14 protein-coding genes are annotated in these 12,764 nt (G+C 65.7%); 12 read left to right on the top strand and 2 right to left on the bottom strand.

The features are described from left to right. Window positions 1–101: 101 nt before the first annotated feature. From GGD62_RS06155 to GGD62_RS06100, 12 genes are all read left to right on the top strand, one after another. Window positions 102–602 carry a DUF6163 family protein gene (locus GGD62_RS06155; RefSeq protein ID WP_018320039.1) on the top strand — a complete coding sequence of 167 codons (501 nt, stop codon included), beginning with the start codon at window positions 102–104 and terminating at the stop codon, window positions 600–602. A gap of 496 nt (window positions 603–1,098) precedes the next feature. Beyond that, window positions 1,099–1,617 carry a transcriptional regulator LdtR gene (gene ldtR, locus GGD62_RS06150; protein WP_018320040.1) on the top strand — a complete coding sequence of 173 codons (519 nt, stop codon included), beginning with the start codon at window positions 1,099–1,101 and terminating at the stop codon, window positions 1,615–1,617. A gap of 198 nt (window positions 1,618–1,815) precedes the next feature. Then, on the top strand, window positions 1,816–2,052 hold the full coding sequence (locus GGD62_RS06145) for a hypothetical protein (RefSeq protein ID WP_018320041.1): 237 nt from the start codon (window positions 1,816–1,818) through the stop codon (window positions 2,050–2,052). Between the two features lie 55 nt (window positions 2,053–2,107). Further along, entirely contained in the window at window positions 2,108–2,329 is a 222-nt protein-coding gene (locus tag GGD62_RS06140) for a hypothetical protein (RefSeq protein WP_018320042.1), read from the top strand. Between the two features lie 261 nt (window positions 2,330–2,590). Then, the gene (gene glyA, locus GGD62_RS06135) at window positions 2,591–3,889 is read left to right on the top strand and encodes a serine hydroxymethyltransferase (RefSeq protein ID WP_018320044.1); all 1,299 of its coding nucleotides are present in this window, start codon (window positions 2,591–2,593) and stop codon (window positions 3,887–3,889) included. A gap of 15 nt (window positions 3,890–3,904) precedes the next feature. Then, a complete protein-coding gene (gene nrdR / locus GGD62_RS06130) occupies window positions 3,905–4,387 on the top strand; it encodes a transcriptional regulator NrdR (RefSeq protein ID WP_011087793.1) in 483 nt (160 codons plus the stop codon). After that, on the top strand, window positions 4,384–5,532 hold the full coding sequence (ribD, locus tag GGD62_RS06125; RefSeq protein ID WP_183707505.1) for a bifunctional diaminohydroxyphosphoribosylaminopyrimidine deaminase/5-amino-6-(5-phosphoribosylamino)uracil reductase RibD: 1,149 nt from the start codon (window positions 4,384–4,386) through the stop codon (window positions 5,530–5,532). The genes nrdR and ribD overlap by 4 nt, the downstream gene beginning before the upstream one ends. Next, window positions 5,532–6,155 (top strand): riboflavin synthase, encoded by a 624-nt coding sequence (locus GGD62_RS06120; RefSeq protein ID WP_183234467.1) that lies wholly within the window; start codon window positions 5,532–5,534, stop codon window positions 6,153–6,155. Before ribD ends, GGD62_RS06120 begins: the two co-directional genes overlap by 1 nt. Before the next feature lie 164 nt (window positions 6,156–6,319). After that, window positions 6,320–6,811: a 6,7-dimethyl-8-ribityllumazine synthase gene (ribH, locus tag GGD62_RS06115; RefSeq protein ID WP_183707503.1), complete on the top strand. Its 492-nt coding sequence runs from the start codon at window positions 6,320–6,322 to the stop codon at window positions 6,809–6,811. A 3-nt stretch (window positions 6,812–6,814) separates the two neighbouring features. Further along, window positions 6,815–7,312 carry a transcription antitermination factor NusB gene (gene nusB / locus GGD62_RS06110; RefSeq protein ID WP_018320048.1) on the top strand — a complete coding sequence of 166 codons (498 nt, stop codon included), beginning with the start codon at window positions 6,815–6,817 and terminating at the stop codon, window positions 7,310–7,312. Window positions 7,313–7,518: 206 nt separating this feature from the next. Next, the gene (thiL, locus tag GGD62_RS06105; protein ID WP_312014244.1) at window positions 7,519–8,520 is read left to right on the top strand and encodes a thiamine-phosphate kinase; all 1,002 of its coding nucleotides are present in this window, start codon (window positions 7,519–7,521) and stop codon (window positions 8,518–8,520) included. A gap of 234 nt (window positions 8,521–8,754) precedes the next feature. Next, a complete protein-coding gene (locus tag GGD62_RS06100; RefSeq protein ID WP_018320050.1) occupies window positions 8,755–10,875 on the top strand; it encodes a sodium-translocating pyrophosphatase in 2,121 nt (706 codons plus the stop codon). A 167-nt stretch (window positions 10,876–11,042) separates the two neighbouring features. Here the strand turns inward: GGD62_RS06100 and GGD62_RS06095 are convergent, their stop codons facing one another. Both GGD62_RS06095 and GGD62_RS06090 read right to left on the bottom strand, forming a co-directional pair. After that, the gene (locus GGD62_RS06095; RefSeq protein WP_183707499.1) at window positions 11,043–12,041 is read right to left on the bottom strand and encodes a tripartite tricarboxylate transporter substrate binding protein; all 999 of its coding nucleotides are present in this window, start codon (window positions 12,039–12,041) and stop codon (window positions 11,043–11,045) included. A 218-nt stretch (window positions 12,042–12,259) separates the two neighbouring features. Then, the gene (locus tag GGD62_RS06090) at window positions 12,260–12,745 is read right to left on the bottom strand and encodes an outer membrane protein assembly factor BamE (RefSeq protein WP_177237153.1); all 486 of its coding nucleotides are present in this window, start codon (window positions 12,743–12,745) and stop codon (window positions 12,260–12,262) included. Between the last annotated feature and the right edge of the window lie 19 nt (window positions 12,746–12,764).

Here is a 12,764-nt window from a genome sequence, read left to right as displayed (position 1 = left end):
CCACCGCGGCTTGACCTGCCGCAAGGCAGAATTGAGCTGACCTTGGCAGTCGAGCTTGGGCGCCGATTGATTTTGCAGTCCGAAGCAGCCAGAAGGGGGCCATGTCCGAGATTTCCACCCGCGATGCGGCCCGTGACGGCAGCCCCAGGGACGCCGTCAGAGACAGCGCCAGAGACAGCGCGATGTCGGTGGCTGCGATCTCGTCGGAGCGCTCGGAGTCCGATGACAATGTCTGGACGCGCCGCCTCGTGCTGTTCCTGCGGGTGATGGCGCTGCTCTCGATCCTGAAGGGCCTCTATCACTGGGCGCAGGTGACGGGGTTCGTCGGCGGCGAGGACGAGGCGTTCGAGAACCAGTCGATGGCCTGGCAGGCCGCGACCGTCTACTTCGCGGTGATCGAGCTCGTCGCCGCGGTCGGCCTGTGGCTGGCAACGCCGTGGGGCGCGGTGGTGTGGCTCACCACCGTGGTGTCGATGGCGGTGATCGAGCTGATGTTCCCGGGCATCTACGGCGGCAGCCTGATCGTCGTCGGCGTCGAAGCCTTCATGCTCGCCGCCTATCTCGCGCTCGCCTGGATGGCCGCGCGCGAACGGCCGCCGTAGCGCGCGGACAACGCGCCGCGCTTGCGGCGTGATGCGTTGCAGAGCCGGGACCCATCTCTCCGCGATCTCGTTTGTGGCTTTCTGGGTCCCGGCTCTGCGCTCCCGCTTCGCTGCGCTTGTCCGGGACACGAGAGCGAAGGCGCCGAGTTGTGCCGGATTGGTTGACCGTTGGTTGCCTAAAATTTGCGGTAAGTTTTCGTTGACCAGCCGGTTCCGCCACAGCCGTTACGCGCCCGTTTCGAAACGGAGCGGGGCTGTTCTGGAATGCGACAGTTGCAGCGGACGGAGGGTGAACAGGACCTTGCGAAGGTCAACAGAGGCTTTCGAAAAGTGCTTGTGGCACAGGCTTAATCCGCAATTCACTGTCTTAAATTCATGATCTCTTTATTCTCTTATTTAAGCCGATCTTCAAACGAGCCCCTTAAGTTGCACCTATCAGACGGGACACAAGTTTCGTCGAATAAGTGTCGATAAAAACGACAACAGGGGAAGTGTCATGATGAAAGCCGTCGCAACTGCGGCAGATACCGCAGAGCGCGTCTCCGGCCAGCAGGGTTCGGTGCAGTCGCTCTATCTGGAAGCTTTGACTCTGGTGGAGCGGCTGCATCGCCGGCTCCTCGACGTGATCAAGGACGAATTCGATCGCCGCGGCCGCGCGGACATCAACTCGGTGCAGGCTCTCCTGCTCTACAACATCGGCGACAAGGAGCTGACCGCGGGCGAGCTGCGCACGCGCGGTTACTATCTCGGCTCCAACGTCTCCTACAATCTGAAGAAGCTCGTCGAGCTCGGCTTCCTCGACCATCAGCGCTCGCGCGTTGATCGCCGCTCGGTGCGCATTCGCCTGACCCCGCAGGGCCAGGAAGTCCGCCGCATCGTCGATGCGCTCTACCAGAAGCACGTCAAGACGGTGGAGCAGGTCGGCGGCATCTCGGGCGAGGAATTCTCGACCCTCAACAAGTCACTGCACCGCCTCGAGCGGTTCTGGACCGACCAGATCCTGTATCGGCTCTGAGTTTCCAAGGGATAAGGCCAAGCCGGCCCGCAACAAGACCGGCAAGCCGCCCGAACGTGCCTCAACTTCCCCAGCGCGCCGGCCCGGAGTTGCCCCGGACCGGTGCGTTTTGCATTTTGCACCTGCGAAGAAAATTTTGCGACCCGCGGAACCTGTTCCGGGCCTGGCGCTTATCTCCTTCGGATCGGAGAAAGGTCGATGCTGGTCGAGCGCGGGCTGCAGGCGATGAACGTGGAACTCGTGAGCGAGGCCTACGCCATTGCCGCGAACTACCTTCGCCGTTCCGGCGCGATCCCCGATACGCTCGTCACCGACGAACGCCTGCTCGGGATCATCATCAAGCTGCTCCAGAACGGGGAGTTCAACAAGATCCGGCTCGCCAACACGGCGATCGCCCGGTTCCAGGCGCAGGCCGAGGCCCGCGCGGTTGCCTGATCAACAGTCCCAAAATACCGACGAACCCAGAATATCGCACGAACCAGAGGGTGCCATGGAAGCCGCCATCGACCGCATCATGCAGACCTATGACCTGCTCGCCAACCGCACCGCCGCGGCCAGCGAGGAGGCGAGGGAGAAGGTCACGAACTATCTCAACATCCTGATGGAAGCGGGCGAGAAGGACACCCACCGATTGACGGTCTGCGGCCTGACCTATCTGCGCCAGCTCGACGGCAGCGTGGACCCGGTGAAGGCGGGGTATACCGGGCTGTGACAGGCAGCCGGCGGCTCCACGGATGAGGAGTTAGGACCCAAAGCGGCCCCATTCGGGAGGGGGTGGACGGGCGGCTCCCCAGAGCCGGCCCAAGTGCCGAAAACCGCCACCCTCCACCATATCTTGCATAAATATCAGGCCCGACCCGCAAATGCTTGGCCTGCTGCGGGCGATGTGGTAGATCGCGCTCGCCGCTTCCGATCGCCACACCAGACCGCCCGTAGCCCGCCAAAAGGCTGCGGCGGTGGAGATATTCGCAAGATGACCGCACCCAAAACCGCCTCCGCGCCCGATTCGTTTTTCACCGCTCCGCTCGAGCAGGCCGACCCGGAAATCGCCGCCGCCATCAAGGGCGAGCTCGGCCGGCAGCGCCACGAGGTCGAGCTGATCGCCTCCGAGAACATCGTCAGCCGGGCCGTGCTGGAAGCGCAGGGTTCGGTGATGACCAACAAATACGCGGAAGGCTATCCGGGCGCGCGCTACTACGGCGGTTGTGAGTGGGTCGACGTCGCCGAGAACCTCGCGATCGACCGCGCCAAGAAGCTGTTCGGCGCCAAATTCGCCAACGTGCAGCCGAACTCCGGCAGCCAGATGAACCAGGCGGTGTTCCTGGCGCTGCTGCAGCCCGGCGACACCTTTATGGGTCTTGACCTCGCGGCCGGCGGCCATCTCACCCACGGCTCGCCCGTCAACATGAGCGGCAAGTGGTTCAAGGCCGCGCACTACACCGTGCGCCGCGAGGACCAGATCATCGACATGGATGCGGTTGCCAAGCAGGCCGAACAGGTCAAGCCGAAGCTGATCGTCGCCGGCGGCTCGGCCTATTCGCGCGCCTGGGACTTCAAGCGCTTCCGCGAGATCGCGGACAGCGTCGGCGCGTACCTCCTGGTCGACATGGCGCACTTCGCGGGCCTCGTCGCTGGCGGCGTGCATGCCTCGCCGGTGCCGCACGCCCACATCACCACGACGACGACGCACAAATCGCTGCGCGGCCCGCGCGGCGGCCTGATGCTGTGGAATGACGAGACGCTGACCAAGAAGTTCAACTCGGCGATCTTCCCGGGGCTGCAGGGCGGCCCCCTGATGCACGTGATCGCGGCCAAGGCGGTCGCCTTCGGCGAGGCGCTGCGTCCGGACTTCAAGGTCTACGCCAAGAACGTCGTCGAGAACGCCAAGGCGCTGGCCGAGGCGATGAAGAGCCACGGCTTCGACATCGTCTCCGGCGGCACCGACAACCATCTGATGCTGGTCGATCTCAGGCCGAAGGGCCTGAAGGGCAACGCCTCGGAGAAGGCGCTGGTTCGCGCCGCCATCACCTGCAACAAGAACGGCATTCCGTTCGACCCCGAGTCGCCGTTTGTGACCTCCGGTATTCGTCTGGGCACGCCGGCGGCGACCACCCGCGGCTTCGGCGTCGCGGAATTCCAGCAGGTCGGCGGCATGATCGCCGAGGTCCTCAACGCGATCGCGCAGTCGGACGACGGCAAGGCGCCGCTGGTGGAAGCCGCGATCAAGGAACGCGTCAAGGCGCTCACCGATCGGTTCCCGATCTATCAGTAAGGCTGGGTCACGCGGATGCGCTGTCCGAACTGCAACAGTCTCGATACGCAGGTAAAGGACTCGCGTCCGACCGAGGACTCTTCCGTGATCCGCAGGCGGCGCGTGTGCGTCGCCTGCAATTTCCGCTTCACCACCTTCGAGCGCGTGCAATTGCGCGAGCTCACGGTGATCAAGCGCAACGGCCGCCGCGTGCCGTTCGACCGTGACAAGCTGATGCGCTCGGTGCAGATTTCTTTGCGCAAGCGGCAGGTCGAGCCGGAGCGGGTGGAGAAGATGGTCTCCACCATCGTGCGCGAGCTCGAGACCGGGGGCGAGGCCGAGATCTCCTCCGAGGTGATCGGCGAGACCGTAATGGAGCATCTGCGCACGCTCGACGACGTCGCCTATGTGCGCTTCGCGTCGGTCTACCGCAATTTCCGCGAGGCCAAGGATTTCGCCGACGTGCTCGGCGAGCTCTCCGGTGAGGAGGAAGCGCGGCTCGCCGCGATCCGCAAATGATCTTCCGCATCCTGGAGGATCAGTTCGCGCAGAAAGCCCGCGAGGCCAAGGACGCCGACCTTCGTTTCATGCAGCTGGCGCTGGCGCTGGGCCGGCGCGGGCAGGGACGCACCTGGCCCAACCCGGCCGTCGGCGCCGTCATCGTCAAGGACGGTGTCATCGTCGGCCGCGGCTGGACCCAGCCGGGCGGACGGCCGCATGGCGAGCCCGAAGCCCTGCGGCGCGCCGGTGAAGCCGCACGCGGCGCCACGCTCTACGTCACGCTCGAGCCTTGCTCGCATTTCGGCAAGTCGCCGCCTTGCGCCGACGCGGTGATCGCGGCCGGCATCAAGCGGGTGGTGGCGGCGATCGAGGATCCCAACCCTGAGGTCGCGGGGCAGGGGCACGCGCGGCTGCGCGCGGCCGGCATCAATGTGGACGTGGGCCTGTGCGCGGCGGAAGCCGCCTTCGACCATGCCGGGCATTTCCGCCGCATCCGGGACAAGCGCCCGCATGTGATCCTGAAGCTCGCGGTCTCGCCCGACGGCAAGATTGGCGCCGCCGGCGGCAAGCCGGTCGCGATCACGGGGGAGGCGACGCGCAATCGCGTGCATCTCCTGCGCGCGCAGAGCGATGCCATCCTGGTCGGCATCGGCACGGTGCTGGCGGACGATCCGCTTCTCACCTGCCGGCTGCCGGGCATGGCGGCGCGCTCGCCGGTGCGCGTGGTGCTCGACCAGAGCCTGCGTATCCCCGGGGCGAGCAAGCTTGTGGGCTCCGCGCGCGAGACGCCGCTCTGGGTGATGGGCTGCGACCTTGCGGAAGCCGCGGCAGCAACACGTCTCGGCGCGACCGGCGCGCAAGTGATCCGCATCCCGCCGGCAGGCGCCTCCGGGCTCGATTTGCCGGCCGCACTGCATGCGCTGGCCGGGAAGGGCATCACCCGCCTGATGGTCGAGGGCGGCAGCCGCGTTGCAGCTTCGTTCGTCGCGGCCGACCTCGTCGACGAGATCTGGCTGTTCCGCGGCGCGGAAGCGGTCGGCAGTGGCGGCGTCGATGCGCTCGATGCATTGCCCCTGTCGAAAATCACGCAGTCGCAGGCCTACAAGGTTCATGCTAGCGAAACATTCGACAAGGATACTCTCACCATCTACGAGCGCGCGTAATGTTCACCGGCATTGTCACCGATATCGGCGAGATCGTCAGCTTCACGCCCGTGGCACAGGGCCAGTTGCACCGGCTGCGCATCGCCTGCCGCTACGATCAGACCACCATCGCCGACGGCGCCTCGATCGCCAGCAACGGCGTGTGCCTGACTGTGGTTGCGTCCGGCGTCGCAGGCGGCAAGGACTCCCAGCAAAGGACCTGGTATGACGTCGATGCTGCGGCGGAGACGCTGGCACTCACGACGGCCAAGCACTGGAAGGTCGGCACCAGGCTCAACCTCGAGCGCGCGCTCAAGATCGGTGACGAGCTCGGCGGGCATATCGTCGCCGGCCACGCCGACGGTATCGCGACCCTCGTCAGCCGCGAGGATCTGCCCGACATGGCGCGGTTCGAGCTCTCGACCACGCGGGAGCTGGCGCGGTTCATCGCGACCAAGGGCTCGATCACGCTCGACGGCGTCTCGCTCACGGTCAATACGGTCAAGGACGTGACTTTTTCGGTTCTGATCATCCCGCACACGCTCTCGGTCACGACGATCGGTGGCTGGAAGGCGGGGGACGAGGTCAATATCGAGGTCGACTTGATGGCCCGCTATGCGGCGCGGTTGACGGAAATGAAGTGACGGCAGAGCCGTCATTCCGGGATGGTCCGCAGGACCAGGCCCGGAATCTCGAGATTCCGGGTTCGATGCTTCGCATCGCCCCGGAATGACAGTGTCTTTAAAACTTGGCTTACGTGCCTGCGGCGACTACATAACGCGCCGACCCCAGTAAACGGATTGAGACGATGGCAGACGCGCGGCGCGCACCCCTGAAGGACCAGACTGACATTTCCGGCGCGCGCGCGCTGATTGTCGAGGCGCGGTTCTATGACGATCTCCAGGACGCGCTTCTGGACGGCGCGATCGCCGAGCTGAAGGCGGCGGGCCTGACCCACGACGTCGTCACGGTTCCCGGCGCGCTGGAGATTCCAGCCGCGGTGGCCATCGCCATCGACGCGGCGGCGGCGAACGGCAAGCCCTATGACGCTGTGATCGCGCTCGGCTGCGTGATCCGCGGCGACACCATTCATTTCGAGATCGTGTCGCAGGAATCCTCGCGCGCGCTGATGGATCTTGCCGTGGCGCGAAAGCTGCCGCTCGGCAACGGCATCCTCACCGTCAATAATGAGGCGCAGGCCTGGGCGCGGGCGCGCGCCAGCGAGCTCAACAAGGGCGGCGATGCCGCGCGTGCGGCGCTTGCGATGCTGCGCATCAAACGCCGCATGGCGCGGGCCTGAGCCATGGCTGATCCCACCAAGAAGCCGGCAGGGCTTAACGAGAAGAAGGCAAACCGGCGCGGCGCGGCGCGGCTCGCGGCCGTGCAGGCGCTGTACCAGATGGATATCGCCGGCGCCGGCATCAACGACATCTTTGCCGAGTTCGAGAGCCATTGGCTCGGCAATGAGGTCGAGGGCGACACCTACCTGCCGGCCGAGGCGGCGTTCTTCCGCGACGTCGTCTCGGGCGTCGTGCGCGACCAGAAGAAGCTCGATCCCCTGATCGACGAGGCGCTGTCGAAGGGGTGGCCCTTGAAGCGGATCGAGGCGATCCTGCGCGCGGTGCTGCGGGCAGGGGCCTATGAGCTGGAGCACCGCAAGGACGTGCCGGGCCGCGTCGTCGTTTCCGAATATGTCGACGTCGCCAACGCCTTCGTCGACCGCGAGGAGACCGGCATGGTCAACGCCGTGCTCGACCAGATCGGCCGCCAGTTTCGCGGCGACGAGTTCGGGCGGGGGTAGGCTGCGATGACTTCCGCCGTAGCCGTCACCCCCGCGCAATGGCGAAGCCATTGTCGCTGGAGGTGCCGGAGCGAAGCGGAGGCCTCGAAGGGCGGCGGCGTGCCGCTGAGGTTGCACCTCGGCCGTCCATCCTTCGAGGCTCGCAAGGGCTCGCACCTCCATCGACGATGGCTTCGCCATCGCGCAGGGATGACGGGTCTGCTATCGTGACACAGGACCGAACACAGCCCTCCGCCGAAGACTCCCTCATCGCGCGCTATTTCAAGCCGCTGGCGACCGATCCCGGTGCGTTCGGTCTGGTCGATGACGCGGCGGTGCTGTCGTCGTCCGGCGACGACATCGTCGTCACCACTGACGCCGTCGTCGAAGGCGTGCACTATCTTGCCACCGATCCCCCTGACACCATCGCGCGCAAGGCGCTGCGGGTGAACCTGTCCGATCTCGCCGCCAAGGGCGCGACGCCGGCGGGATTCGTGCTGACACTGGCGCTGCGGAGCCAGGAGGATGCCTGGCTCCGGCCCTTCGCGGACGCGCTGGGCGAGGACGCAAAGGAATTCGCCTGTCCGCTGCTCGGCGGCGACACGGTCTCGACGCCGGGCCCGCAGATGATCTCGATCACGGCCTTTGGCCGCGTGCCGCAGGGGCGGATGGTCGGCCGGACCGGCGCGAGGCCAGGCGACCGCATCCTGGTAACCGGCACGATCGGCGACGCCGCGCTCGGCCTCGACGTGCTCACGGGCGGCGCCGCTGCCGCAGCGCTCACGACCGATCCCGCTGCAAGGGAAGCCCTGATCTCACGCTATCGCGTGCCGCAACCGCGCAACCCGTTGGCACGGGCCGTGCGCGATCATGCGACCGCAGCGATGGACGTCTCCGACGGGCTCGCCGGCGATCTGACCAAACTCTGCGCGGCGTCCGGGGTCTCGGCCACGGTCGACGTGACGAGCGTGCCGCTTTCGGCCGCGGCAGCAAGCCTGGTTGCCCGCAACGTGGTTTGCGTCGAGACGCTGCTTGCGGGGGGCGACGATTACGAGGTGCTGTGCACCGTCTCGCCGGCGCAGGGCGATGCGCTGATGGTCGCGGGGCGGGCGGCCGGCCTTGCCGTCACCGCGATCGGCACGATCGTTGCGGGCAAGCAGGGGCCGCGCTTCCTGGACGGGCAGGGCCAGGAATTGGTTTTGAAGCGGCTGTCCTACAGCCACTTCTAGGAATTGCTCCAAACCGGCATCTTAGTTCGCTGCACTTGGCCTAAATACCTGCCGAGATCGGCGTTTTCGGCCTTATCCGGCGTTGCACCCTCAATTTGATTTTGGCAAGCTTGCTACCGACTAAGGCCGCCCCTTTTGGGCAAGGGGCGGCTTTGTTCGAAATCAAGGCGCCGCACCGCTCGACGGACAACAAAAGGCGCCGGGGGTACATCAAGGATCTGAGGCAAAAATCACATGACAGCATTATGGTTGATAGTGCTCTGCGGAGTGCTTTCCGTCGTCTACGCGATTTGGGCGACGTCTTCGGTGTTAAGCGCGGATGCGGGGTCGCCGCGCATGCAGGAGATCGCGGGAGCGGTCGCTGAGGGTGCACAGGCGTATCTGCGGCGCCAGTACACGACGATCGGCATCGTCGGCGTGGTCATCTTCCTCTTGCTTGTCTATTTCCTCGGAATCTACGTCGCCATCGGCTTTCTGATCGGCGCCGTCCTGTCGGGGGCGGCCGGCTTCATCGGCATGAATGTCTCGGTCCGCGCCAACGTGCGCACCGCGCAAGCCGCGACCACCTCGCTCGCCGGCGGCCTCGAGCTGGCCTTCAAGGCCGGCGCGATCACCGGCCTCCTGGTCGCGGGTCTGGCATTGCTCGGCGTGACGCTCTATTTCGGCTTCCTGGTGCATTCGCTGAAGCTTGCGCCTGACAGCCGTACCGTCATCGACGCCATGGTGGCGCTCGGCTTCGGCGCCTCGCTGATCTCGATCTTCGCCCGTCTCGGCGGCGGCATCTTCACCAAGGGTGCGGACGTCGGCGGCGACCTCGTCGGCAAGGTCGAGGCCGGCATTCCCGAGGACGATCCGCGCAACCCGGCCACCATCGCCGACAACGTCGGCGACAATGTCGGCGATTGCGCCGGCATGGCTGCCGATTTGTTCGAGACCTATGCGGTGACCGCGGTCGCCACCATGGTGCTCGCCGCGATCTTCTTCGCCAAGACGCCGATCCTCGCCAACATGATGACGCTGCCGCTCGCGATCGGCGGCATCTGCATCATCACCTCGATCATCGGCACCTTCTTCGTCAAGCTCGGGCCGAGCCAGTCGATCATGGGTGCGCTCTATAAGGGCCTGATCGCAACCGGCGTCCTGTCGCTGATCGGCATCGCGCTGGTGATCTACTACCTGATCGGCTTCGGCAAGCTCGATGGTGTCGACTATACCGGCATGGCGCTGTTCCAATGCGGCGTGGTCGGCCTCGTCGTCACCGCGCTGATCATCTGGATCACCGAATACTACACCGGCACCGACTATCGGCCGGTGAAGTCGATCGCCCAGGCCTCGGTGACCGGCCACGGCACCAACGTGATCCAGGGCCTTGCCGTCTCGATGGAAGCGACCGCGCTCCCCGCGATCGTGATCATCGCCGGCATCCTGGTCACCTATAGCCTCGCCGGCCTGTTCGGCATCGCGATCGCGACTGCCACCATGCTGGCGCTGGCCGGCATGGTCGTCGCGCTCGACGCGTTCGGCCCCGTCACCGACAACGCGGGCGGCATCGCCGAGATGGCGGGCTTGCCGAAGGAGGTGCGCAAGTCGACCGACGCGCTCGACGCGGTCGGCAACACCACCAAGGCGGTCACCAAGGGCTACGCGATCGGCTCGGCCGGTCTCGGTGCGCTCGTGCTGTTTGCGGCCTACAACCAGGACCTCAAATTCTTCGTTGCAGACTCCGCGCGCCATCCCTACTTCGCCGGCGTCAATCCGGACTTCTCGCTCAACAACCCGTATGTGGTGGTGGGCCTGCTGTTCGGCGGCCTGCTGCCGTATCTGTTCGGCGCGATGGGCATGACCGCGGTGGGCCGTGCCGCCGGCGCGATCGTCGAGGAGGTCCGGCGTCAGTTCCGCGAGAAGCCGGGCATCATGCAGGGCACCGACAAGCCGGATTACGGCAAGGCGGTCGACCTGCTGACCCGGGCGGCGATCAAGGAGATGATCATCCCCTCGCTGCTTCCGGTGCTGTCACCGATCGTCGTCTACTTCCTGATCTACGCGATCGCGGGCGGCGGCGTGGCCGGCAAGTCGGCGGCGTTCTCCGCCGTCGGTGCCATGCTGCTCGGCGTCATCGTGACGGGCCTGTTCGTCGCGATCTCCATGACCTCGGGCGGCGGCGCCTGGGACAACGCCAAGAAGTACATCGAGGACGGTCATTTCGGCGGCAAGGGCTCTGACGCCCACAAGTCGGCGGTGACCGGCGATACCGTCGGCGATCCCTACAAGGACACGGCGGGTCCCGCGGTGAACCCGATGATCAAGATCACCAACATCGTGGCCCTGCTGCTGCTGGCGATCCTGGCGCACTAAGCGGCGAGAGACGAGACAAGACAAAACCCCGCGGTGCGAGCCGCGGGGTATTTGTTTGTAGTGACAGTGCGTAGGGCGGATTAGCGAAGCGTAATCCGCCACCGCCCGAACCGCATCGAAGGCGGATTACGCTTTCGCTAATCCGCCCTACAGATCGCGGCCGTGCGTCAATGCACGTCCATCTGCAGCCCTTCCTTCTGGATGATGCCGGCGAACTTCTTCGTCTCGGCATCCACGAAGGCGGCGAACTGCTCGGGCGTGCCGTAGTCGGCGCGGGCGCCCATGGCCGCGATCTGCTTCTTGATGTCGTCGCGCTCCAGCATCGCCTTGACCTGGAGATTGAGCGCGCTCAGCACCTCGGGCGAGACGCCCTTCGGCAGGAAGACCGAGAACCACGACGAGACGTCGAAATTCGCCAGCTCCGGCGCGCTCTCGCGCATGGTCGGCAGGTCTTTCGCAAGGTCGCTGCGCTCGGTGGTGGTGACGCAGAGGCCGTTGAGCGTGCCGTTCTGCACCTGCGGCAGGCTCGGATAGAGGTTGTCGAACAGGATCTGGATGTCGCCCGCCAGCGCCGCCTGGAGCGCGGGTCCGGCGCCACGGAACGGGATGTGCGTCATCTTGAGGCCGGTGAGCTGGAGGAACCAGGCGCCGGTGAGGTGAGGGCTCTGGCCGACACCGGAGGAGGCGTAGCTGAGCTTGTCCGGATTGGCCTTGAGAAAGGCGATCAGCTCGGCGACCGACTTGATGCCGGTCTTCGGATGCGCCGACACGATGTTCGGGATCCGGATCATGTTGGAGACCGGCTGGAGCTGGTCCGGCTTGTAGGTCAGATTCTTGAAGATGCTGTAGGCGATCGCGTTCGGACCGGGATTGCCGACCAGGATGGTGTGGCCATCGGGCTTGGCACGAACCACCTCGGCAGTGCCGATGGTGCCGCCGCCGCCCGAGCGGTTTTCCACGACGGCCGACTGACCCCAGGCGGTTTGCAGATGCGCGGCCAGGAGCCGGCCCAACACGTCGGTCGAACCGCCGGCCGCAGCCGGCACCACGAGGCGGACGTTTTCGGTCGGCTTCCAGTCGGCAAGGCTCGATCGCGGCAGGATCGCTGCGGCCGAAAGGCCGGCCACTCCGGTGAGCACGCGACGTCGGGACAAAGTCTTAGGCACGAATCCGCTCCCTGCTTCTTTCTTTGCAGGGAGCGTAGGAAACCGCAGATGCGACGGCAAGTCGCGCGCGGCGGTCAGTGCCGCGCGGAGGGCGGCACGACGCCGCAGGCGGAGGGCATATACCTTCCGGCGGAATTGGAAGGCGTTCTGGATGCTTGTCTTGAAGCGTTTTCCTGAAGTGAGCCGGTCGCCGGCTTCGCCCGAAAACGCTCCGGGGCTCAGTTAAAGCTGAGCAGCTTGAACAGCGGCGTGAGGTAGCTCATCTCCTGGCCCGACGTCGGCGTGGTGCGGCTGATGAAGTCGAAGATCTTGCCGTCCTGCAGGCCGTAATTCGCGAGGCGCCGCACGCGCCGGTTCTTGTCGAAATAGATCGCGATGACGCGCTGATCGACCACCTTCTGGTTCATGAAGGCGACCATGCGCTCCGAGCGCTGGGAGATGTAGTAGAACACTTCGCCGTCGAGGGTCGCCACCGTGGAGGGCGTGCCCATCACGATCAGCACCTGGTCCTGGCTCGCGCCGATCGGAATCTGCTCCAGCGCACCGGGCGGCAGGATATAACCCTTCTGGAATTGCTCGCCGGTGCAGCCCGTGAGCGCGGCGCCGACCAGGGCGACGGCGGCGAGCATGCGCAAGCCGCGCCAGCGTGCGTGAAGGCCGCGCCGCGTACCCGCGCGCAGGCTGATCTGGTTCGTTGTCGTCATAGCGGAACTGATTCCGTCC

The sequence above is a fragment of the Bradyrhizobium sp. ERR14 genome (assembly GCF_014198235.1).
Classification (GTDB): Bacteria; Pseudomonadota; Alphaproteobacteria; order Rhizobiales; family Xanthobacteraceae; genus Bradyrhizobium.
This window is presented reverse-complemented; position numbering and strand designations above follow the sequence as displayed.

Coding starts and splice junctions, on each gene's coding strand:
- GGD62_RS06155 (WP_018320039.1), top strand. CDS start 102: ATGTCCGAGATTTCCACCCGCGATGCGGCCCGTGACGGCAGCCCCAGG.
- ldtR (WP_018320040.1), top strand. CDS start 1,099: ATGATGAAAGCCGTCGCAACTGCGGCAGATACCGCAGAGCGCGTCTCC.
- GGD62_RS06145 (WP_018320041.1), top strand. CDS start 1,816: ATGCTGGTCGAGCGCGGGCTGCAGGCGATGAACGTGGAACTCGTGAGC.
- GGD62_RS06140 (WP_018320042.1), top strand. CDS start 2,108: ATGGAAGCCGCCATCGACCGCATCATGCAGACCTATGACCTGCTCGCC.
- glyA (WP_018320044.1), top strand. CDS start 2,591: ATGACCGCACCCAAAACCGCCTCCGCGCCCGATTCGTTTTTCACCGCT.
- nrdR (WP_011087793.1), top strand. CDS start 3,905: ATGCGCTGTCCGAACTGCAACAGTCTCGATACGCAGGTAAAGGACTCG.
- ribD (WP_183707505.1), top strand. CDS start 4,384: ATGATCTTCCGCATCCTGGAGGATCAGTTCGCGCAGAAAGCCCGCGAG.
- GGD62_RS06120 (WP_183234467.1), top strand. CDS start 5,532: ATGTTCACCGGCATTGTCACCGATATCGGCGAGATCGTCAGCTTCACG.
- ribH (WP_183707503.1), top strand. CDS start 6,320: ATGGCAGACGCGCGGCGCGCACCCCTGAAGGACCAGACTGACATTTCC.
- nusB (WP_018320048.1), top strand. CDS start 6,815: ATGGCTGATCCCACCAAGAAGCCGGCAGGGCTTAACGAGAAGAAGGCA.
- GGD62_RS06100 (WP_018320050.1), top strand. CDS start 8,755: ATGACAGCATTATGGTTGATAGTGCTCTGCGGAGTGCTTTCCGTCGTC.
- GGD62_RS06090 (WP_177237153.1), bottom strand. CDS start 12,745: ATGACGACAACGAACCAGATCAGCCTGCGCGCGGGTACGCGGCGCGGC.